The following is a 21,992-nucleotide window of genomic DNA, read 5'->3' as shown; positions in this document are numbered from 1 at the left end:
TGTGGATAAATCAGTCGCCTTTCAGCATCGGCGGCGGGCAGCGCTGGTACCAGCGCGAAGCCTGCTCGTAGGCGTGGGCCAGTTGCAGCACGGCCATATCGGCCTGGTGCTTGCCGATGATCTGGATGCCCATGGGCAAGCCCAGTTCATTGAAGCCTACCGACACGTTGGCCACCGGGCATCCGGACAGGGTGGCCGGAATCACCACCTCCATCCAGCGGTGGTAGGTGTCCATGGCCTTGCCGGCGACTTCCTTCGGCCAGTCCCAGCTCTTGTCGAACGGGAACAGTTGCGCGCTGGGCAGCAGCAGGTAGTCGTAGCGCTCGAACAGCTGGCTGATGGCGCGGTACCAGTCGCTGCGCGCGGCGGAGGCGCGGAACACGTCCATGGCGGACAGCTTCAGGCCGTTCTCCACTTCCCAGATGGCCTCGGGCTTGAGCAGTTCGCGCTTGGCAGGATCGGTATAGGCCGCGCCGAGGGAGCCGGCGACCATCCAGTGACGCAGGGTGCGCCAGGTGTCCCAAAGACGCTCGGCGGAGAAGCCCATGGCAGTGTCTTCGATGTGGCAGCCAATGGCTTCGAAGTCGGCGAAGGATTTGCGACACAGCTCCAGCACACCCCGCTCCATCGGCAGGTGGCCGCCCAGGTCGCCCAGCCAGCCCAGGCGCGCACCCTTGAAGTCGCGCTCCAGCCTGCCGGCGAACTGCTCGCCACTCTCGGCGATGGACAGCGGGGCACGGGCATCGCCGCCGGCCTGCACCGAAAGCAGCAGCGCCACGTCACGCACGCTGCGGCCCATCGGGCCTTCGTAGCCGAGCTGGTCGATGAACAGGTCGGCGCTGTCGTCGAAGGGCACGCGGCCCTGGGACGGACGGAAGCCGACGATGTTGTTGAACGCCGCCGGGTTGCGCAGCGAACCCATCATGTCGCTGCCATCGGCCACCGGGACCATCTGTAGCGCCAGCGCGGCCGCCGCGCCACCGCTGCTGCCGCCGGCGGTGCGGTCGGGCGCGTAGGCGCAGCCGGTCGCGCCGAAGATCGGGTTGTAGCTGTGCGAGCCGAGGCCGAATTCCGGGGTGTTGGTCTTGCCAATCAGCACGGCGCCGGCCGCGCGGATGCGCTCGACCATGATGCCATCGCGCTCGGGCACGTAGTCGCGGAACAGCGGCGAGCCTAGGGTGGTGCGGATGCCCTGGGTCAGCGAGAGGTCCTTCACCGCATGGGGCAGGCCGTGCATCCAGCCACGGTATTCGCCGCGGGCCAGCTCGGCGTCGCGCTGGTCGGCTTCGGCGAGCAGCTGCTCTTCGGGCTGCAGGCTGACGATGGCGTTGACCGCCGGGTTGTAGCGCTCGATCTGCGCCAGGTGTGCCTGCATAACTTCGCGGCAGGACACCTGGCGCAGGCGGATGCGCTGGGCCAGTTCATGGGCCTGGAGCTGGACGAGTTCGTTGTTGTGCTTGTACTGGCTCATGGAGCGCGGCCTTCTTTCATCGGGAGCTTCCGGCAGATGGGAAGCCTATGTCGGGTTCAGCAACCCCGCCGGCAGGCGAGGCTTGTTGCGTTCTTCAGGCCGAGCGATGCCGCTGCGCCGAGCTGGCGCACGCGTGCATCGCTGTGCCGTATTCCCGTCTGGCGGGATCAGCGCATCAGGTTGGTCCAGATGCGGTCGGCCAGGCGGATCGCGCCTTCGCCGCAGGTCTTGCTGAACACCACCTTGGTGCCCTCGGGGATGTGCAGTTCCGGCGCATCCTTGAGGCTGGCATCGAGGAAGGGTTCCACGCCCTTGATCGGGCTCTGGTGCTTGAGGAAGTTCTGGGTCATCGCCGAGTTTTCCGGCTGGCTGAGGAAAGCGATGAATTTCTTCGCGTTCTCCGGGTGCTTGGCGCCGGCCGGGATCACCAGGTTGTCCACCCAGGCCATCACGCCCTCTTTCGGGTAGAGGTACTTCAGGCTGGATTTCATCTCACGCGCACGCATCGACGAGCCGCCCCAGAACATCGACATGTCGACTTCGCCCGAGGCCAGGTTCTCGCGGATCGAGCCGGCCTTGGAGCTGTAGGTCTTCACGAAGGGCTTCTGGGTCTTCAGCAGGGTCAGCACCTGCTGCATCTGCTTGGGGTCCTCGCTGCACAGCGGGATGCCCAGGTAGAGGCTGGCGGTATCGATGACTTCGCTGGCCGAGTCGAACATGTTGATCTTGCCCTGCAGCTCCTTCGGCGGGGTGAACAGCACCGAGTAGCTGTCGGCTGGGCCGCTGTATTTCGCGCTGTCCAGCACCACGCTGGTGGTGCCCCAGATGAAGGGCACGGCGTAGGCGCCTTCCGGGTCCCAGGCGGGCTTCTTCAGGTTGTCCTCGACGTTGGCGTAGTACGGCTGGCCGGCCGGGTCGAAGCGCTCCAGCAGTTTCTCCTGGATCAGGATCGGTACGAAGGCGTGGGAGGGAATCGCCACGTCGTAGCCGGCGCCGCCCTGTTTGAGCTTGGCCAGCAGGGTTTCGTTGGAGTCGTAGGAATCCACGGTCACCTTGATGCCGGTTTCCTTCTCGAACTTCTCCAGGATCTGCGGGGTAAAATAGCCACTCCAGCTCACCACGTTCAGTTGCTCGGCGGCTTGTGCGTGGACGGCCATGGCCAGCGTCAGCGTGGCCCCTACAGCAGCGATCAGTTTGCTCATCTTCTACTCCGGTATGTGGGCGGAGAGTCCGTTCAAGGGCTGGTCGAGCGCTGCCCAGACGAGGCGGGAACAGGTGAGAAAGCGCAGTTTACGGCTGTAAATGAGCATTTCGAGGCTGTTTCCAACGACGCATGGGCAAGCTCGGACAGGCATTGGGCGGGCTCTCAGGCTTTCTTCTTGCCAAGCAGGAAGGACAGGGTTACGAACAGCACGGAAACGCCGAGGATCAGGGTCGACACCGCGTTCACATCGGGCGTCACGCCCATGCGCAGCAGGCCGAAGATGAAGATCGGCAAGGTGGTGGTGCCGGCCTGGGAGACCATCATCGAGATCACGAAGTTATCCAGCGAGACGATGAAGGCCAGCATCACCCCGGAGAAGATCCCCGGCATCAGCAGCGGCAGGGTGACCTTGCGGAAGGTCCGCCAGGGCCCGGCGTAGAGATCGGCGGCGGCCTGCTCCAGGGACAGGTCCATGTCGTTGAGGCGGGCACGGATCGGCAAGTAGGCGAACGGGATGCAGAACACCGTGTGGGCGATGATCAGGTTGCCGTAGCCCAGCGACAGGCCGAGGGTGGAGAACAGCGCCAGGGTGGCGACGCCGACCACGATCTCGGGCAGCACCAGCGGCAGCATGATCGCTCCCATGGACAGGCGCAGGCCCTTGAACTTGGCCCCGCGCGAGGTGCCCAGCGCAGCCAGCGTGGCGATCGCCGTGGCGATCACGCTGGCGCACACGGCGATCAGCAGGCTGTTGCCGGCGGCCTGGCGCAGCGCCTGGTTGGCGAACGCGGCGCGGTACCAGTCGAGGCTGAAGCCGGTCCACACGGTGGCGGACTGGTTGGCGTTGAACGACAGCACCACCAGCACCACGATGGGCGCGTAGAGGTAGAGATAGAACAGGAAACTCAGGACGCCGAAGCCACGGAAGTCCTGTACGCCCAGACGGCGCTTGGTCAGCAGCGAGAGCATCATTCACCTCCCCGAGCGATACGCAGGCGCTCGGCGCGCATCGCGTAGAACATCAGCACCAGCATCACCGCGGCCATCAGCACCAGCGACAGCGCCGCGCCGAAGGGCCAGTTCCGCGAGTCGCTGAACTGCCGGAAGATCAGGTTGCCGAGCATCATCTTGGTGCCGCCGCCGAGCAGCTCGGGGGCGATCATTGCGCCCAGGCAGGGCACGAAGGTGAGGATGGCGCCGGCGAGAATCCCCGGCCGAGCGATCGGCAGGACCACCTTGCGCAGGGTGCGGATACGCCCGGCGTAAAGGTCCTGGGCCGCTTCGAGCAGGCGCATGTCCATCTTCTCGAGGGTGGCGTAGATCGGCAGCACGACGAAGGGCGCGTAGGTGTAGACCAGGCCCAGCAGCACGGCGCCGTCGGTGTAGAGCAGGTTCAGCGGCTGGTTAATCACCCCCAGGCTCATCAGCGTGCCGTTGACCACGCCGGTGCCGCGCAGCAGCAGGATCCAGGCGTAGGTGCGGATCAGCAGGTTGGCCCAGAACGGCACAGTGATCAGGAAGATCAGCAGGCCGCGACGGTGCGCCGGCTGCATGGCCAGCCACACCGCCACCGGGAAGCCGACCAGCAGGGTGATGACAGTGGTCGCCGCGGCGATACCGATGGAACGCAGGGCGATCACCATGTACGAGTCGGCGAAGGCCAGACTGTCGTCGAGCTGGCGCTCGAACAGCAGCGAGACGTAGGCGTCGACGCTGAAGTGCGGGTTCACCCCACCGTAGGGGTTGGCCTGCATCAGCGAGTAACCGACGACGATGAAGATCGGCACGATCAGGAACAGGCCGATGGACACCAGCGCGGGCGACACGCCAAGGAAGCTGCGCAGCGCCTGGCGCCGCTCCAGCGCATTGCCGCAGGTTGCGGATAACCGGTTCATGCTCACCTCCGCTCAGTCCATCAGGACGCTGGCACTGCCTTTTTCGAACAGCAGACCGGCACGCTGCCCAGCCACCAGGCGCTGACGCTGGCCGGCGCTGTTGGGCGCACGGACGGTCAGCTTGCTGCCGTCCTTGAGCTCGACCTGGTACTGCAGGTCGGTGCCCAGGTAGATCTGCTGGACGACGGTGCAGGGCGCGGCGGACGACGTGTCCTCGGCCACCAGTTGCAGGCGCTCGGGGCGGATCGACAGGGTGACCTCGGCGCCGACCTTCAGGCCCTCGCGGGAGCCGGCCTCGATCAACTGCTCACCGCCGATGCGGTAGTAAGCGCGGTCGCCGTCGAAGTTCTCGACGCGGGCCGGGAGGAAGTTGGTCTCGCCGATGAAATCGGCGACGAAGCGGTTGCGCGGATGCTCGTAGATGTCGTCCGGGCGGCCGACCTGCTGCACTTCGCCCTCGGAGAGCACGGCGATGCGGTCGGACATGGTCAGCGCTTCTTCCTGGTCGTGGGTGACGAAGATGAAGGTGATGCCAGTCTTGGCCTGGATCGCCTTGAGCTCTTCACGCATGGCCTGGCGCAGCTTGAGGTCGAGGGCGGAAAGCGGCTCGTCGAGCAGCAGCACCTTGGGATGCGGTGCCAAAGCGCGGGCCAGGGCGACGCGTTGCTGCTGGCCGCCGGAAAGCTGGGTCGGCTTGCGCTGGGCGAAGCGTTCCATCTGCACCAGGGCGAGCATCTCGCGGACACGCTCGGCGACCTGCACCTTGCTCATGCGCTGGCCCATCGGGTGGGATTCCAGGCCGAAGGCGAGGTTCTCGGCGATGGTCATGTGCGGGAACAGTGCGTAGTGCTGGAAGACGGTGTTGACCGGGCGCTCGAACGGCGGGCGGTCGGCGATGTTCTCGCCGTACAGCTGGATTTCCCCGGCGGTGGGGAATTCGAAGCCGGCGATCATCCGCAGCAGGGTGGTCTTGCCGCAGCCCGAAGGGCCGAGCAGGGTGAAGAATTCGTTGTCGCGGATGTCCAGGTCGACGCATTTGAGCGCGACGGGACCGCTGGCCGGATCGCCGTAGACCTTGCGCACGGAGCGGATCGAAACCGCCGCCGTCTGCAGGCTGTGCAGGGCATTCATGGTGAAACCTCCGCATCCTTCCCGTCCGCCGCACGCTGGCGTTCGGGGGATCTTGTAGTTGTTCTGGCAGGGCTGGAGTAAACGCTGGATGCAGCGCTGGCCGTGGGTTCGGCTCGATATTGTGGTGATGCTGCTGGAGCGGATATTCGAAGAAAGGTGGTTGAGCGAAAAGCTCAATTTTCTTACATTCGATATTAAATAATTTAACAGCTGAAATTTAACAGCTCAGCCCGCCTTCGAGGTCCAGCCATGTCCATCCAGCGTCTTCCGCCGCTCAATGCCGTCCGCGCCTTCGAGGCCGCCGCACGCCTGGGCAGCTACGTCGCCGCCTCGAAAGACCTGCATGTGACGCAGCCGGCCATCGGCCGACACGTCAAGCTACTGGAGGATTGGCTGGGCGTGCAGTTGTTCGAGCGCACCCCGCGCGGAGTCAGCCTGACGCCCGCCGGGCAACGCTACTACGCAAAGATATCCACAGCCCTGCAGCAGATCGCCGATGCCGGCCATGAACTGGCCCCCGGCGGCACCGCGCGCTGGCTGAAGATCCTTGTGGTGCCGGCATTCGCCAAACGCTGGCTGATGCCGCGCCTGGAGACCCTGCGGCAGCAGCGCCCCGGTCTGAAGGTGGCGGTGGAGCCGAACCCGACTTTCAGCGAAGTGGACGGTAAAAGCGCCGATCTGGGGATTGTCTACGGGCTTCCCGGCGTCTATCCGCAGTGCCACAGCACGCTGGTGCGGCCGGCGGTGTTCCCGGTGTGTTCGCCTGCCTATCTCGAGGAACACGGCCCGCTGAGCAGCGTGCACGAGCTGGCGCAGCACAAGCTGATCCATGTCGACGACGGCGAATGGTGGAACCTCTGGTTGTCCACCATCGGCCTCGACCTGCGGGTGAACTCCGACGTGCTCTACGTCAGCAACGACCACGCGCTGTCCATGGCCGAGGCCGGCCACGGTATCGCCCTGGCCAACCTGGTGCTGGTAAAGCACCAGTTGGCCGCCGGCACGCTGGTGCGGCCGCTGCCCGAGGAAGTGCCGCTGGAAAGCTACCAGTTGCTGCTGCCCACCGGCGCGGTAAGCGCCGACGTCGCCTGGTTCGAGGACTGGATTCGTGCGGCGCTGCAGGAAGAGTTCTCGCCACCCGCGGCCCACATGACTGATTCGACTGAATAGTCGGACGCACAACTCGCCACGAAACTGCAGGGGAGTATTCCACCGGGGCCGCGGGGCTGAGTCGGCTGCATGGCTAGGCGGAGCGCCGAAGACAGTGCGACTTAGTACGGCGAGGCGCTCCAACGACGCCAGGCGGTCGAATCAGCCCCGCGGCGCGTAGGCGAAGACGTCGGCGCGCATTTGATGCGGGTCCATGCCCGCCGCCACCAGCGCATCCAACGTGCCATAGACCATCGCCGGCGAGCCGCTGGCGTAGACGCGCAGGCCGGCCAGCTCGGCGAAGTCCTCGCACACCGCTTCGTGCAACAGGCCGCAGCGCCCCTGCCAACCACAAAGGTCGCTGACGATCTTGTGCAGGTGCAGGTTGGGCACGCTTTCCCACTGCTCCCAGTGCGGCAGCTCGTAGAAGTCTTCCGGGCGGCGCACGCCCCAGTACAGGTGCACCGGATGGGCAAAGCCGGCGGCGCGGCAGAACTCGATCAGGCTGTGCATCTGCGCCATGCCGGTGCCGGCGGCGATCAGCACCAGCGGGCCGTCCGGCAGGTCGGCGAGGTGCGCGTCGCCGAAGGGCATCTGCACGCGGGCGAAGCGGTCGCGCTGCAACTGGGTCAGCAGGTCGATGGCGCTGTTCTCGCGGGCCAGGATGTGCAGTTCCAGGTCACGCCCTTCCTGCGGCGCGGAGGCCAGCGAGAAAGCCGCCGGGTCGCTGCCGTCGCGCTCGATCAGCAGGTACTGCCCAGCGTGGTAGCGCGGCGGCTTGCCGGCCGGGGCGCGCAGGCGCACACGCCAAACATCACCGCCGACTGGCTCGCAGAGCGTCACCTGGCAGGAGAGTTTGCGCACCGGCAGCTCGCCAGGCGCCAGCACGCCATCCCAGTGCAGCACGCAATCTTCCAGCGGTTCGGCCAGGCAGGTGAAGAGTTCGCCGTGGTCGCGCACCTCGCCATCCTGGCATACACGGCCTTCCACCAGCAGCGCCGCGCAGATATGGCAGTTGCCGTTGCGGCAGCTCTGCGGGCAGTCGTAGCCCTGGCGCCGCGCACCGTCGAGGATACGTTCCCCGGGGTTCAGCTCGAGCTGAGCACCGGAGGGTTGCAAGGTCACTTTCAAGCGCTGTTCTCGTTCTTCTAGGCGGACGGCCTCTGGCGCATGGCCGCCCTTGGTGTTCGACGGCCCGTCAGTCGATGCCCAGGCTCGCCCAGATTTCGTCGACGCGGCGGGTCACCGCCGGGTCCTTCTCGATCACCCGACCCCACTCGCGACTGGTCTCGCCCGGCCACTTGTGGGTGGCGTCCAGGCCCATCTTCGAGCCGAGACCCGAGATCGGCGAAGCGAAGTCCAGGTAGTCGATCGGCGTGTTATCGATCATCACCGTGTCGCGCTTGGGATCCATGCGCGTGGTGATGGCCCAGATCACGTCGTTCCAGTCGCGGGCGTTGATGTCGTCGTCGGTGACGATAACGAACTTGGTGTACATGAACTGTCGCAGGAACGACCAGACACCCAGCATCACGCGCTTGGCGTGGCCGGGGTATTGCTTCTTCATGGTCACCACCGCCATGCGGTAGGAGCAGCCTTCGGGCGGCAGGTAGAAGTCGGTGATCTCGGGGAACTGCTTCTGCAGGATCGGCACGAAGACTTCGTTCAGCGCCACGCCGAGGATCGCCGGCTCGTCCGGCGGGCGGCCAGTGTAGGTGCTGTGGTAGATCGGTTTCTGCCGGCGGGTGATGCGCTCGACGGTGAACACCGGGAAGCGGTCCACTTCGTTGTAGTAGCCGGTGTGGTCGCCGTAGGGGCCTTCATCGGCCATCTCGCCGGGATGGATCACCCCTTCGAGGACGATCTCGGCGCTGGCCGGCACCTGCAGGTCGTTGCCGATGCACTTGACCAGCTCGGTCTTGTGCCCGCGCAACAGGCCGGCGAAAGCATATTCGGAGAGGTTATCCGGCACCGGCGTCACGGCGCCGAGGATGGTCGCCGGGTCCGCGCCCAGGGCCACGGCCACCGGATAGGGCTGGCCGGGATGCTTCTGGCACCACTCGCGAAAATCCAGCGCACCGCCACGGTGGCTGAGCCAGCGCATGATGACCTTGTTGCGGCCGATCACCTGCTGGCGGTAGATGCCCAGGTTCTGCCTTTCCTTGTTCGGCCCGCGAGTGACGGTCAGGCCCCAGGTGATCAGCGGCGCCACGTCGCCGGGCCAGCACGTTTGCACCGGCAGTTTCGACAGGTCGACGTCATCGCCCTCTTCGATCACTTCCTGGCACGGCGCGTCCTTGAGGACCTTGGGCGCCATGTTGATGACCTTCTTGAAGATCGGCAGCTTGGACCAGGCGTCCTTCAGCCCCTTGGGCGGCTCGGGCTCCTTGAGGAAGGCCAGCAGCTTGCCGATCTCGCGCAGTTCGGAGACGTCCTCGGCGCCCATCCCTAAGGCGACGCGCTCGGGCGTGCCGAACAGGTTGCCGAGTACGGGGATGTCATAGCCGGTGGGCTTTTCGAACAGCAGGGCCGGGCCCTTGGCGCGCAGGGTGCGGTCGCACACCTCGGTCATTTCCAGCACCGGGGATACCGGCGCCTGGATGCGCTTGAGCTGTCCGCGCTGCTCCAGGGCAGCGATGAACTCGCGCAGGTCGCGATACTGCATGAGGGTCTCGATGGCGGCAGGATGATGCGACAGTCTACCGCCTATCAGCGCCTTGCAGAAACACGAAGGCCGGGTTTCCCCGGCCTTGCGTGGTTCGAGAGGCGCTTACTTGCTGCGCTTCATCGAATCGAAGAACTCGTCGTTGGTCTTCGTCTGGCGCAGCTTGTCCAGCAGGAATTCCACGGCGGCGATCTCGTCCATCGGGTGGAGGATCTTGCGCAGGATCCACATGCGCTGCAGCTCTTCCTCACCGGTGAGCAGCTCTTCGCGACGGGTGCCGGAGCGATTGATGTTGATTGCCGGGAACACGCGCTTTTCCGAGATGCGACGGTCGAGGATGAGTTCCGAGTTACCGGTCCCCTTGAATTCCTCGTAGATCACTTCGTCCATCTTCGAGCCGGTTTCGATCAGCGCGGTGGCGAGGATGGTCAGCGAACCGCCTTCCTCGATGTTGCGCGCGGCGCCGAAGAAGCGCTTGGGCTTTTCCAGGGCGTGGGCGTCGACACCACCGGTGAGCACCTTGCCGGAGCTGGGGATCACGGTGTTGTAGGCGCGGGCCAGACGGGTGATGGAGTCTAGCAGGATGATCACGTCCTTCTTGTGCTCGACCAGGCGCTTGGCCTTCTCGATCACCATCTCGGCGACCTGAACGTGGCGGGTCGGCGGTTCGTCGAAGGTGGAGGCGACCACTTCGCCGCGCACGGTGCGCTGCATCTCGGTCACTTCTTCCGGGCGCTCGTCGATCAGCAGGACGATCAGGTGGCACTCGGGGTTGTTGCGGGTGATGTTCGAGGCGATGTTCTGCAGCATGATGGTCTTGCCCGCTTTCGGCGGGGCGACGATCAGGCCGCGCTGGCCCTTGCCGATCGGCGAGCAGAGGTCGATCACACGGCCGGTGAGATCCTCGGTGGAGCCGTTGCCGGCTTCCATGGTCAGGCGCTTGGTCGGGAACAGCGGCGTCAGGTTCTCGAAGAGAATCTTGTTCTTCGCGTTCTCCGGACGATCGAAGTTGATCGAGTCGACTTTCAGCAGGGCGAAGTAACGCTCGCCTTCCTTCGGCGGACGAATCTTGCCGATGATGGTGTCGCCCGTGCGCAGGTTGAAGCGACGGATCTGGCTGGGCGAGACGTAGATGTCGTCCGGGCCGGCCAGGTACGAGGAATCGGCGGAGCGCAGGAAGCCGAAGCCATCCTGGAGAATCTCCAGCACGCCGTCACCGGAGATTTCCTCGCCGCTTTTCGCGTGCTTCTTCAGCAGCGCGAAGATGATGTCCTGCTTGCGCGAACGAGCCATGTTTTCCAGGCCCATGGCATCGGACATTTCCAGCAATTCGGCAATCGGCTTTTGCTTGAGTTCGGTCAGATTCATAGAAGGGACGTAAATACGCTGAAAGGGGAAAAGGGAACAAGCGTGATGCTTGAAGAGCCGCGCCGTAGATGACGGACAGGATCGCTTGGAATTCGAATAGGAAGTGCGTCGGCGACGGCTTGCAGGGGACAACGAAAAACTCGTTGTGGCCCGAATTTAACACCCGAGTTTCAGAGCGTCTAGGGGCAAAAAGAAAAAAGCCCTGCTCGATGGCAGGGCTTTTCACACATTCTCGACCTTAGATGTTGCTGTCGAGGAAGGCCGCCAGCTGCGACTTGGACAGCGCGCCGACCTTGGTGGCTTCAACGTTGCCACCCTTGAACAGCATCAGGGTCGGGATGCCACGCACGCCATACTTCGGCGGGGTGTCCTGGTTCTCGTCGATGTTCAGCTTGCAGACTTTCAGCTTGCCCTGATAGTCCTTGGCGATCTCGTCGAGTACCGGAGCAATCATCTTGCACGGGCCGCACCATTCGGCCCAGTAGTCGACCAGCACGGGACCGTCGGACTTCAGTACGTCCTGCTCGAAGCTGGCATCGGTAACATTGACGATATGTTCGCTCATGTATTCTCTCCGTCAATCGGATGCGAAAAAGTGTCCGCCATCATATCCCGCCTCGGCCCGCACCGAAAGGCGCAGCCGATTGAGTGTATCTATCGCTGTCGCGGCAACTTCTGATCGGTGACAACCCCTTCATTGGCACTCCCCGCCTAAAATGGCAGGATGTCTTCCGTATTTACCCGGACCTCACCCCATGCCCCATACCCCTGCCAAGACCTTCCCGATGATCGCGGCCATTGACCTTGGCTCGAACAGTTTCCACATGGTCCTGGCGAAGGCCGATCACGGCGAGATCCGCATTCTTGAGCGCCTAGGCGAGAAGGTCCAGTTGGCCGCCGGCATAGGCGATGACCGCCTGCTCACCGCCGACTCCATGCAGCGCGGCTACGACTGCCTGAAGCAGTTCGCGCAGTTCATCAACGGCATGCCGCCAGGCTCGGTGCGCGTCGTGGGCACCAACGCCCTGCGCGAAGCGCGCAACCGCGCCGAGTTCATCCGCGTTGCTGATCAGATCCTCGGCCACCCGGTGGAAGTCATCTCCGGCCGCGAAGAGGCACGCCTCATCTACCTGGGCGTCTCGCACACGTTGCAGGACAACCCCGGCAAGCGCCTGGTGGTCGATATCGGTGGCGGCAGCACCGAATTCATCATTGGCCAGCAGTTCGAATCGCAATTGCGCGAAAGCCTGCAGATGGGCTGCGTGAGCTTCACCCAGCGCTATTTCAAGGACGGAAAGATCACCCCGGCGCGCTATGCCCAGGCCTATACTTCGGCGCGCCTGGAGCTGATGAGCATCGAGAACAGCCTGCGCCGCCTGGGATGGGACGAGGCGGTCGGCGCCTCCGGCACCATCCGCGCCATCTGCCTGGCGATCCAGGCCGGCGGCCACGGCAACGGCGAGATCAACCCCGAAGGCCTGGCCTGGCTCAAGCGCAAGATGTTCAAGCTGGGCGAGGTCGAGAAGCTCGACATCGACGGCATCAAGCCGGACCGCCGGCCGATCTTCCCGGCCGGCATGGCGATCCTCGAGGCGCTGTTCGACGCCCTCGAGCTGACGCGCATGACCCATTCCGAAGGCGCCCTGCGCGAGGGCGTGCTCTATGACCTGCTGGGCCGCCACCACCACGAGGACGTCCGCGAACGCACCATCGGCGCCCTCATGGAACGCTACCACGTCGATCCGGAACAGGCCGCTCGCGTCGAAGCCAAGGCGCTGGAATCGCTGGACCAGGTGGCCAAGGCCTGGAACCTGAACGACGAAGGCCACCGCGAACTGCTGATGTGGGCGGCGCGCGTGCACGAGCTGGGCCTGGACATCGCCCATTACCACTACCACAAGCACGGCGCCTACCTGCTGGAGCACTCGGACCTGGCCGGCTTCTCGCGCTTGGACCAGCTGACCCTGGCGCTGCTGGTGCGCGGCCACCGCCGCAACATCCCGGTGGACAAGTTCAACGAGCTGGGCGACGAGGGCGACAAGCTGATCCGCCTGTGCATCGTGCTGCGCTTCGCCATCCTCTTCCACCACATTCGTGGCACCCAGGAAATGCCGGCGGTGGCCCTGAAGGCGTCCGGCAAGTCGCTGGACATCCGCTTCCCGGACGGCTGGCTGGCGGCCAACCCGCTGACCCAGGCGGACTTCGAGCAGGAAGCCGAATGGCTCAAGCGCGTGGGTTATTCACTCAGCGTCAGCTGAGTGCCCCGCCACAGGCAAAGGCCCCGGCGCGCAAACGCCGGGGCCTTTTCATTTCCAGCGTCACCCTGACCTTTAGGAGCGAGCCTGCTCCTACGAAAAGCCCAAGAAAAAGCCCTGCCGAAGCAGGGCTTTCGATATCACTGGAGGGATCAGCGAACGCTGATCACCGGCGTGCACAGGCGCTCCAGCAGCGTCGCCTGGGCGTTGCGGGCGTTCTGGTTACCGCTGGGGCTCTGCCGCACGTAGCTGCCGTCGGACTGCAGCACCCAGGCCTGGGTGTTGTCGCTCAGGTAGGATTCCAGCTCCTTCTTCACCCGCAGCACGAGTTTCTTGCCTTCCACCGGGAAGCAGGTCTCCACGCGCATGTCGAGGTTGCGCTCCATCCAGTCGGCGCTGGAGAGATAGAGCTTCTCCTCGCCGCCGTTGAGGAAGTAGTAGATCCGGCTGTGCTCCAGGAAGCGGCCGATGATCGAGCGCACCTGGATGTTGTGCGACACCCCCGGCACGCCCGGACGCAGACAGCACATGCCGCGCACTACCAGGTCGATCTTCACGCCGGCCTGGCTGGCCTTGTACAGCGCACGGATGACCTTGGCGTCGGTCAGCGAGTTGACCTTGGCCATGATGTGCGCCGGCTTGCCCTCGGCAGCCTGGGCGGCCTCGCGGTTGATCATCTCCAGCAGGTTCTTCTTCAGGGTGAAGGGCGCGTGCAGGAGCTTCTTCATGCGCAGGGTCTTGCCCATGCCGATCAGCTGGTTGAACAGCTTGTGCAGGTCCTCGCAGAGCGCCACGTCGGCGGTCAGCAGGCTGTAGTCGGTGTACAGGCGGGCGTTGCCGGCGTGGTAGTTGCCGGTGCCCAGGTGCGCGTAGCGGCGCAGCTCGCCGTCCTCGCGACGCAGGATCAGCATCATCTTGGCGTGGGTCTTGAAACCGACTACACCGTAGATCACTACCGCACCGGCCTGCTGCAGCCGGCTGGCCAGTTGCAGGTTGGACTCCTCATCGAAGCGCGCCCGCAACTCGATCACCACGGTCACCTCCTTGCCGTTGCGCGCGGCTTCCACCAGCGCGTCGACGATCTCAGAGTTGGCACCGGAGCGGTACAGCGTCTGCTTGATCGCCAGCACGCTGGGGTCCTTGGCAGCCTGGCGCAGCAGGTCGACCACCGGGGTGAAGGACTCGAACGGGTGCATCAGCAGCACGTCGAGCTTGCCCAGGACGTTGAACAGGTTTTCCTTCTTCTGCAGCAGCTTGGGGATAGTCGGGGTGAACGGCGGCGACTGCAGCTCCGGGTGGCTGGCCAGGCCGGTGACGCTGAACAGGCGCGTCAGGTTGACCGGCCCGCTGACGCGGTACAGCTCGGTCTCGGACAGGCCGAACTGCTTGAGCAGGTAATTGGACAGGGGCACCGGGCAGGTATCCACCACCTCCAGGCGCACGGCGTCGCCGTAGCGGCGCGAGAACAGCTCGCCGCGCAGCGCGCGGGCCAGGTCCTCGACATCCTCGGCGTCCACCGAGAGGTCGGCGTTACGGGTCAGGCGGAACTGGTAGCAGCCCTTCACCTTCATGCCGTGGAACAGGTCGTCGGCGTGGGCGTGGATCATCGACGACAGGAACACGTAGTTGTCACCCGGCCCTGCGACTTCTTCCGGCAAGCGGATGATCCGCGGCAGCGAGCGCGGCGCAGGAATGATTGCCAGGCCCGAGTCGCGACCGAAGGCGTCCAGACCTTCGAGCTCGACCATGAAGTTCAGGCTCTTGTTCACCAGCAGCGGGAACGGGTGGGTCGGGTCGAGGCCGATCGGGGTGACGATGGGGGCGATTTCGTCGCGGAAGAAGCGACGGACCCAGGCCTTGATCTTCGGCGTCCAGTAGCGGCGGCGGATGAAGCGGATGTCGTGCTTGGCCAACTCCGGCAACAGGATGTCGTTGAGGATGCTGTACTGGCGGGCAACCTGCTCGTGCACCTGTTCGCTGATGCGCGCCAGCGCCTGGTGCGGCAGCAGGCCGTCGGCGCCGGCTTGTTCGCGGGCGAAGGTGATCTGCTTCTTCAGGCCGGCGACGCGGATCTCGAAGAATTCGTCGAGGTTGCTGGAGAAGATCAGCAGGAACTTCAGGCGTTCCAGCAGCGGGTAGGACTCATCCAGCGCCTGTTCCAGCACGCGGATGTTGAACTGCAGCTGCGAGAGCTCGCGATGAATGTAGAGGGCACTGTCGTCCACGTTGATCGCCGGCACCGCCGGTTCGACGGGCGATGCCGGCGTCTCCACCGCCTCCGTTACGACGACTTCGGTGACTTCAGCAGTGGTGTCAGCTTCGATAACTTCGGTTTCGCTAATGCCTTCGGTATTCATCGCTCGTCTCATCGACGGGGTCAGCCCCCGCTTTTCATTTTCAATTGTTGTGCCGCGCGCTTGGCGAAGTAGGTCAGGATGCCATCTGCGCCCGCGCGTTTGAAGGCCAGCAGCGATTCGAGGATCACCGCCTCGCTGAGCCAGCCGTTGTTGATTGCGGCCATGTGCATCGCGTATTCGCCACTGACCTGATAGACAAAGGTCGGCGCGCGGAATTCGTCCTTGGCGCGGCGAACGATGTCGAGATAGGGCATGCCCGGCTTGACCATGATCATGTCGGCGCCTTCGGCGAGGTCAGCGTAGATCTCGTGCAGCGCTTCGTCGCTGTTGGCCGGGTCCATCTGGTAGGTGGCCTTGTTGCCCTTGCCCAGGTTGGCGGCGGAGCCGACGGCATCGCGGAACGGGCCGTAGTAGGCGCTGGCGTACTTGGCCGAGTAGGCCATGATGCGGGTATTGATGTGGCCGGTGGACTCCAGGGCCTCGCGGATGGCGCCGATGCGGCCGTCCATCATGTCCGACGGAGCCACGACCTGGGCGCCGGCCTCGGCGTGGGAAAGCGCCTGCTTGACCAGCACATCAACGGAAATGTCGTTCAGGACGTAGCCGTCTTCGTCAAGGATGCCGTCCTGACCGTGGCTGGTGAACGGGTCCAGCGCCACGTCGGTGATGATGCCCAGCTCGGGGAAGCGCTCGCGCAGGGCGCGCGTGGCGCGCTGGGCGATGCCATCGGGGTTGAAGGCCTCGGCGCCGTCGAGGGATTTCTTCTCCAGCGGGGTCACCGGGAACAACGCCAGGGCCGGGATGCCCAGCTCTACCAGCTCTTCGGCTTCCTTGAGCAGCAGGTCGATGGACATGCGCTCCACACCCGGCATCGAAGGTACCGCTTCCCGCTGGTTCTTGCCGTCGAGGACGAACACCGGAAGGATCAGGTCGTTGGTGGTCAGGACGTTTTCGCGCACCAGACGGCGGGAAAAATCGTCACGACGATTGCGACGCAGACGAGTGAAGGGGAAGGCACGATCGGCGGGAATGAAGCTCACGGCGTACTCCAGGGCCTGATGCAGCAGGCACAGTCTGACAGTTATAGCCCTGAATTATGACCGATTGGTAACAACCGGTAACAGTGACCCTTGGTCGCGGCATCCTGCCGCAGCGGCATGCCGCCGCTCTGCACCGGCACAGACTTGTTCCAAGTCAGTTGTGCGGACCGGGATACCTTCCCTGCGGGCGACAACCGGGTTAGGCTTCGCGTTCATTTCGCTGCGTTGCCTCGATAATGCTCCAACAATTCCTGCAGGATTTCGGCTACTTCGCGCTGTTTCTCGGCACGTTCTTCGAGGGTGAGACCATTCTGGTCCTGGCCGGCTTCCTGGCATTCCGCGGCTACATGCAGCTGGAGTACGTCATCGCGGTGGCGTTCTTCGGCAGTTACGCGGGCGACCAGCTCTGGTATTTCCTCGGTCGTCGCCACGGTCGCAAGCTGCTGGCGCGCAAACCGAGCTGGCAGAAGATGGGCGACAAGGCGCTGGAGCACGTGCGCAAGCATCCCGACCTGTGGGTGCTGAGCTTCCGCTTCGTCTACGGTCTGCGCACCGTGATGCCGGTGGCCATCGGCCTGTCCGGCTACCCGCCGGCGCGCTACCTGCTGCTCAACGGCATCGGCGCCATCGTCTGGGCCACCGTGCTGGGCAGCGCTGCCTTCTACTTCGGCAGCGTGCTCGAAGGCGTGTTGGGCAACATCAAGAAGTACGAACTGATGGTTCTCGGCGGCCTGGTAGTGATCGGCCTGCTGTTCTGGCTGCGCCGCCGCTTCAAGGCTTCCAAGGCGGACTGATCAGGCCGCCTGCGGCAGGCGCTCGGCGCGCCGCAGGCCGAGCAGCCCGATCAGGCTGAGCAGCGAGTAGACCGCCAGCGCCCAGGGCGCCCACTGCGGCAACCCGATGCCTCCCCACAGTACCAGCGCCGCCACTGCCGGTACGTTCAGCGCCAATCGCAGCAGTTCCAGGCGCAGCGCCCAGGCGCGGTTCTCCAGCCAGCATCCGATGGCGTAGAGACCGAAAGCCATCCAGGCCCAGCCAATCACCAGCGGCAGCACTTGCCAGCCCTCCCCGACGCCCAGCAACCAGGTGCCGATTATCACGTAGATGGCGAACTGCAGACCGGCGTACCACTGCCGGCCGCGCGTCAGCGGCACCTCGAACTTGCGGAAGGCCGCCAGGTCAGGCTTGGCCATGGGATAGCGCTGGGCGACGTCCGCGGGGCGCCAGCCGGTGCGCATGAACCAGATGCGCAGCTTGTCCCACAGGCTGCCGGCACGGCGCGCATCGTTCCACAGGTGCGCATAGACCTGCAGGTTGGCCCACAGCGGGTTCCAGCTGGCCAGGGGGACGGTCACGCCGAACACCACCGGCTCTTCGTCCAGCTCTTCCTGGAAGGTGCCGAACAGGCGGTCCCAGAGAATGAACACGCCCCCGTAGTTGCGATCCATATAGACAGGGTTCTGCGCGTGGTGCACGCGATGGTTGGAGGGAGTGATGAATATCCATTCGAACCAGCCCAGCTTGGGAATGTGCCGGGTATGAACCCAGAACTGATAGAGCAGGTTCAGTGCGCCGACAGTGAGGAACACCAGCGGCGGCACCCCGGCGATGGCCATTGGCAGGTAGAAGATCCAGCCGAAGATGAAGCCGGTGCTGGTCTGCCGCAGCGCGGTGGAGAGGTTGTAATCCTCGCTCTGGTGGTGCACCGAATGCGCGGCCCAGAGCACATTGCGCTCATGGCCGAGGCGGTGGTTCCAGTAGTAGCAGAAGTCGTAGAAGACGAAGGCGAACGCCCAGACCCACAGGCTCTTAGCCGACAGCTCGAACAGCGCGAGGTGCTGCCAGGCGATGGTGTAGGTCACCAACTTCAGCCCCTTGGTCAGCAGGCCGCTGGTGGTCGACAGGAACCCCGCGCTGAGGCTGTTCAGCGCGTCGCTCAGGCGATAGGTGCGCAGGCCGCGCCAGCGGTCGGCGAGCAGTTCGATCGCAATCAGCAGGAAAAAGAAGGGCACGGCGAAGAGGATGTAGTTCATGGCACGACCGAATCGTTATGCTTATGAGGAAGGATCCTAGTCCCTTGCCCGCCGCCGGCCACGGCCGTCGGCGACAGTCCGGGCGGCATATCGCGACAGCCCCGACCCCCTCGAACAGGAGCAGTCCATGAAGAAAGTTGCCGTTATCCTTTCCGGTTGTGGCGTCTACGACGGCGCGGAAATCCATGAAAGCGTGATCACCCTGCTGCGCCTCTCCCAGCGCGGCGCCAAGGTGCAGTGCTTCGCCCCGAACATCGCCCAGCACCATGTGCTGAACCACCTCACCGGAGAGGAAATGGCCGAGAGCCGCAATGTGCTGGTGGAGTCCGCACGGATCGCCCGCGGCGAGGTGAAGGATGTGCGTGAAGCCAAGGTCGAGGACTTCGACGCGCTGATCGTGCCCGGCGGCTTCGGCGCGGCGAAGAACCTCAGCGACTTCGCCTTCAAGGGCGACCAGTGCGAAGTGCAGCCGGACGTGCTGGCCCTGGCCAAGGCCTTCGCCGCGGCGAAGAAGCCGGTCGGCCTGCTCTGCATCGCCCCGGCCCTGGCCGCGCGTATCTATGGCGAAGGCGTGGAATGTACCATCGGTACCGACGAGGGTACGGCCCAGGCACTGACCAGCATGGGTGCCAAGCACATCGACTGCGCCGTGGAAGACATAGTCGAGGACAAGGACCACAAGCTGGTCACCACTCCTGCCTACATGCTCGCGCAATCCATCGCCGAAGCCGCCAGCGGCATCAACAAGGCGGTCGATCGGGTGCTGGAGCTGGCGTGAACCTGTAGACATAGAGTTTCCTACGCCCTGCCCATCCTCGGTGAAAACGAAAACGCCCGGCAGTGCCGGGCGTTTTCGTATCAGGCCTTGCGGCTCTGCTCCTCGCGCATCAACCGCGTCAGCAGCCGATCCAGGCTGTTGGCGAAGGCCTGGCGATCCTTGTCGCCGTAGGGTGCTTGCCCTCCTCCGACCTGCCCCTGTTCGCGCAGGTCGGTGAACAGGTTGCGCACCGCCAGGCGCTCGCCCATGTTCTTCTCGTCGAATTCGCGGCCGCGCGGGTCCAGCGCATCGACGCCCTTCTTCACCAGCCGGTCAGCCAGCGGCACGTCGCTGCAGATCACCAGGTCGCCCGGCTCGGCCTGTTCCACCAGGTAATCGTCGGCGGCGTCCATCCCGCTGGGCACGACAATCAGGCTGACGCAGGCGAATGGCGGCTTGGCCACGGGCTGGCCGGCGACCATCACCACATCCAGCTTGCGCTTCAAGGCGAACTTCGCCACCAGCTCCTTGGCCGCGCGCGGGCAGGCGTCGGCGTCGATCCAGATACGCATCGGGGGAAAACCTTCCTTCGAAAAGCACGACGGCCAGTATCGCACTGGCCGTCGTGTATCGCTTGGCTATTGCCTCAGGACGACGCGGCGACCGCAGCGGCCTTGCGCCGTTCGGAGAAGTAGCTGCGTCCGTAGAGTACGGCCACCGCCAGCAGCGCCACGGCCTGGGCCGACAGCGAGTAGGCGTCGGCCTTGATGCCGAGCCAGTCGAAGTCGAAGAAGGGCACCGGGCGGGTGCCGATCACGCCGGCTTCCTGCAGGGAGACCACGCCGTGGCCGGCGAAGACCACCGACAGGGCGCAGAGCAGCGCGGCGTTGACGGTGAAGAACAGCTTCAGCGGCAGCTTCGCCGAGCCACGCAGGATCACGAAGGCAATGGCGATCAGGATCACCACCGCGGTGCCCGCACCGGCGATCACCGCGTTGTGGCCGGCAGGACCTGCCTGCAGCCAGAGCGTCTCGTAGAACAGGATGACTTCGAACAGTTCGCGGTAGACCGAGAAGAAGGCCAGCACGGCGAAGCCGAAGCGGCCCCCGCCACCCACCAGGCTGCTGCGGATGTAGTCCTGCCAGGCGGCGGCGTGGCGGCGGTCGTGCATCCACACGCCGAGCCAGAGGACCATCACGCAGGCGAACAGCGAGGTAAAGCCCTCCATCAGCTCGCGCTGGGCGCCGCCGATGTCGATGACGTAGGCCGCCACCGCCCAGGTGGCGAAGCCGGCGACGAAGGCCAGGCCCCAGCCGATGTGCACGCCACGCACAGCCTTCTCCTGCCCGGTATTGCGCAGGAAGGCGAGGATGGCCGCCAGCACAAGGATCGCCTCCACGCCTTCGCGCAGAAGGATCAGCAGGGCGGAGATGAAGCTGATGGAGAAGCTCAGCGAGTCGCCGCTCAGGGCCTTGGCGGCGTCCGCCAGCTTGGCCTTGGCCAGTTCCAGCTGCTGGGCAACTGCGGTTTCCGGCAAGCCGTCACGCAGGGCCTGACGGTAGGCCATCAGCTGCTTCTCGGTCGCCTTGCGCAAATCGGCATCGACGTTGTCCAGCGAGGACTCCACCAACTCGAAGCCCTCCAGGTACGCGGCGACGGACAGGTCGTAAGCCTGGTCGTGATCGCCGGAGCGGTACACAGCGAAGCTCTTGTCCAGGGTCGCGGTGGTGTAGTCGATCTGCTGCGCCGGGCCACGATGCTCCAGCGGCGGGTGCGCACGCAGGGCACGGAAGCTCTCGGCCGCAGCTTCGCCGTCATGTTCGGCGACATCGGCAGGCGTCTGGGTCGACAGGGTTGCCAGCGGGTAGGCGTGGGCCGGGTCGGGCTTGGCCTGACCGGCACTGAGGCTGGCCACATAGGAGGCAAGGTCCCAGCGCTGACGCTCGTCGAGCTGGTCGGCGAAGGCCGGCATGTCGGTGCCGGCAACGCCCAGGCCAATGACATTGCGCAGATCGTAAAGGCTGAGCTGGTCAAGGCGCGCGCGGTCGGTCAGGTTGGCCGGCGGCGGCTCCAGGCCGATGCCTGCAGGTCCGTCACCCTTGCCGGCGTCACCGTGGCAGATCGAGCACTGCTGGGCGTAGACCTCGGCGCCACGGGCCGGATCCGGGGTGATCGCGGGAGTCTGCACCACCTGGTAGATATCGGCGACACGCACCTCCAGATGGCGAGCCTGCTGGGCCACCTGCCTGCCCGGCTGGCGCTGCTCGATGGCCTGCTTGAGGCTGGCGGCGTCTTTTTCCAGGTCCGCACGCTCGGGGCGCGCCGGCAGGGTCAGGATCAGCGAGTGGAGATTGCCGACGAACTCGAGCTGCTCCTTGTATTCGCTGTCGTTGATCACCTTGCCGTCGGTCACGGTGGCGGGGTAGTCAGCGGCGAGGTAGCTGAGCAGGTGAAGGGCTTGAGCAGGGTCGACAACCGTGTCGGCTTGAGCTCCAAGGCTGAAGATGCCGGCCAGCGGCAATAGCCAGACGAAAAGTTTGGAGGGGCGCATACGGGAAGTTAAATGAGAATGAAAGAGATTAAATTGTCACCTCAGGTTTCCGTCTATGCAAGGACAATGTCTCGCACAGTTACATCCACAGTGGCCCCACGGCCACTTCGGGACGC

General features: G+C 64.8%; 18 protein-coding genes. 4 read left to right on the top strand and 14 right to left on the bottom strand.

The features are described from left to right. Window positions 1–10: 10 nt before the first annotated feature. The 5 genes from A9513_RS28755 to A9513_RS28735 form a co-directional block, all read right to left on the bottom strand. Complete coding sequence (locus A9513_RS28755) at window positions 11–1,471, bottom strand: amidase (protein WP_065086209.1); 1,461 nt, start codon at window positions 1,469–1,471, stop codon at window positions 11–13. 167 nt (window positions 1,472–1,638) lie between these two features. Continuing rightward, on the bottom strand, window positions 1,639–2,673 hold the full coding sequence (locus A9513_RS28750) for an extracellular solute-binding protein (protein WP_024765756.1): 1,035 nt from the start codon (window positions 2,671–2,673) through the stop codon (window positions 1,639–1,641). A 164-nt stretch (window positions 2,674–2,837) separates the two neighbouring features. Next, on the bottom strand, window positions 2,838–3,644 hold the full coding sequence (locus tag A9513_RS28745) for an ABC transporter permease (RefSeq protein WP_024765757.1): 807 nt from the start codon (window positions 3,642–3,644) through the stop codon (window positions 2,838–2,840). Further along, entirely contained in the window at window positions 3,644–4,570 is a 927-nt protein-coding gene (locus tag A9513_RS28740; RefSeq protein WP_024765758.1) for an ABC transporter permease, read from the bottom strand. The genes A9513_RS28745 and A9513_RS28740 overlap by 1 nt, the downstream gene beginning before the upstream one ends. Before the next feature lie 12 nt (window positions 4,571–4,582). Next, window positions 4,583–5,701 carry an ABC transporter ATP-binding protein gene (locus A9513_RS28735; RefSeq protein WP_065086208.1) on the bottom strand — a complete coding sequence of 373 codons (1,119 nt, stop codon included), beginning with the start codon at window positions 5,699–5,701 and terminating at the stop codon, window positions 4,583–4,585. A 249-nt stretch (window positions 5,702–5,950) separates the two neighbouring features. Here A9513_RS28735 and A9513_RS28730 point away from each other — a divergent pair, with 249 nt between their 5' ends. Continuing rightward, on the top strand, window positions 5,951–6,871 hold the full coding sequence (locus A9513_RS28730) for a LysR substrate-binding domain-containing protein (protein WP_024765760.1): 921 nt from the start codon (window positions 5,951–5,953) through the stop codon (window positions 6,869–6,871). Between the two features lie 141 nt (window positions 6,872–7,012). Here A9513_RS28730 and A9513_RS28725 read toward each other — a convergent pair whose 3' ends face one another. The 4 genes from A9513_RS28725 to trxA all read right to left on the bottom strand — a co-directional run bounded on the left by A9513_RS28725 (window position 7,013) and on the right by trxA (window position 11,448). Continuing rightward, window positions 7,013–7,981 (bottom strand): CDP-6-deoxy-delta-3,4-glucoseen reductase, encoded by a 969-nt coding sequence (locus tag A9513_RS28725; protein ID WP_065086207.1) that lies wholly within the window; start codon window positions 7,979–7,981, stop codon window positions 7,013–7,015. Window positions 7,982–8,048: 67 nt separating this feature from the next. After that, window positions 8,049–9,515, bottom strand: coding sequence for a 4-hydroxy-3-polyprenylbenzoate decarboxylase (gene ubiD, locus A9513_RS28720; RefSeq protein ID WP_024765762.1), 1,467 nt, complete (start codon window positions 9,513–9,515; stop codon window positions 8,049–8,051). A gap of 105 nt (window positions 9,516–9,620) precedes the next feature. Next, entirely contained in the window at window positions 9,621–10,883 is a 1,263-nt protein-coding gene (gene rho / locus A9513_RS28715; protein WP_015475046.1) for a transcription termination factor Rho, read from the bottom strand. Between the two features lie 238 nt (window positions 10,884–11,121). Beyond that, a complete protein-coding gene (trxA, locus tag A9513_RS28710; protein WP_015475045.1) occupies window positions 11,122–11,448 on the bottom strand; it encodes a thioredoxin TrxA in 327 nt (108 codons plus the stop codon). 190 nt (window positions 11,449–11,638) lie between these two features. Between trxA and ppx the strand changes: the two genes are divergently transcribed. Further along, window positions 11,639–13,141: an exopolyphosphatase gene (ppx, locus tag A9513_RS28705; RefSeq protein ID WP_024765763.1), complete on the top strand. Its 1,503-nt coding sequence runs from the start codon at window positions 11,639–11,641 to the stop codon at window positions 13,139–13,141. A gap of 149 nt (window positions 13,142–13,290) precedes the next feature. Here the strand turns inward: ppx and ppk1 are convergent, their stop codons facing one another. After that, window positions 13,291–15,495 (bottom strand): polyphosphate kinase 1, encoded by a 2,205-nt coding sequence (gene ppk1, locus A9513_RS28700; RefSeq protein ID WP_065086206.1) that lies wholly within the window; start codon window positions 15,493–15,495, stop codon window positions 13,291–13,293. A gap of 20 nt (window positions 15,496–15,515) precedes the next feature. Then, on the bottom strand, window positions 15,516–16,535 hold the full coding sequence (gene hemB, locus A9513_RS28695) for a porphobilinogen synthase (protein WP_065086205.1): 1,020 nt from the start codon (window positions 16,533–16,535) through the stop codon (window positions 15,516–15,518). A 233-nt stretch (window positions 16,536–16,768) separates the two neighbouring features. Between hemB and A9513_RS28690 the strand changes: the two genes are divergently transcribed. Next, on the top strand, window positions 16,769–17,329 hold the full coding sequence (locus A9513_RS28690; RefSeq protein WP_024765764.1) for a DedA family protein: 561 nt from the start codon (window positions 16,769–16,771) through the stop codon (window positions 17,327–17,329). Here the strand turns inward: A9513_RS28690 and A9513_RS28685 are convergent, their stop codons facing one another. Then, entirely contained in the window at window positions 17,330–18,568 is a 1,239-nt protein-coding gene (locus tag A9513_RS28685) for a sterol desaturase family protein (protein ID WP_065086204.1), read from the bottom strand. It lies immediately after the preceding gene. Window positions 18,569–18,695: 127 nt separating this feature from the next. Between A9513_RS28685 and elbB the strand changes: the two genes are divergently transcribed. Then, on the top strand, window positions 18,696–19,346 hold the full coding sequence (elbB, locus tag A9513_RS28680; RefSeq protein WP_024765765.1) for an isoprenoid biosynthesis glyoxalase ElbB: 651 nt from the start codon (window positions 18,696–18,698) through the stop codon (window positions 19,344–19,346). Window positions 19,347–19,426: 80 nt separating this feature from the next. Here elbB and A9513_RS28675 read toward each other — a convergent pair whose 3' ends face one another. Continuing rightward, window positions 19,427–19,897, bottom strand: a complete 471-nt coding sequence (locus A9513_RS28675) for a YaiI/YqxD family protein (RefSeq protein ID WP_037013429.1) — start codon at window positions 19,895–19,897, stop codon at window positions 19,427–19,429. Between the two features lie 74 nt (window positions 19,898–19,971). Next, entirely contained in the window at window positions 19,972–21,876 is a 1,905-nt protein-coding gene (locus A9513_RS28670; protein ID WP_065086203.1) for a cytochrome c/FTR1 family iron permease, read from the bottom strand. Window positions 21,877–21,992: the final 116 nt, after the last annotated feature.

It is taken from the genome of Pseudomonas sp. AU12215 (assembly GCF_001675465.2).
GTDB classification, from domain to species: domain Bacteria; phylum Pseudomonadota; class Gammaproteobacteria; order Pseudomonadales; family Pseudomonadaceae; genus Pseudomonas; species Pseudomonas nitroreducens.
The sequence above is the reverse complement of the archived record's forward strand: the minus strand, read 5'-3'. Positions and strand labels throughout refer to the sequence as shown.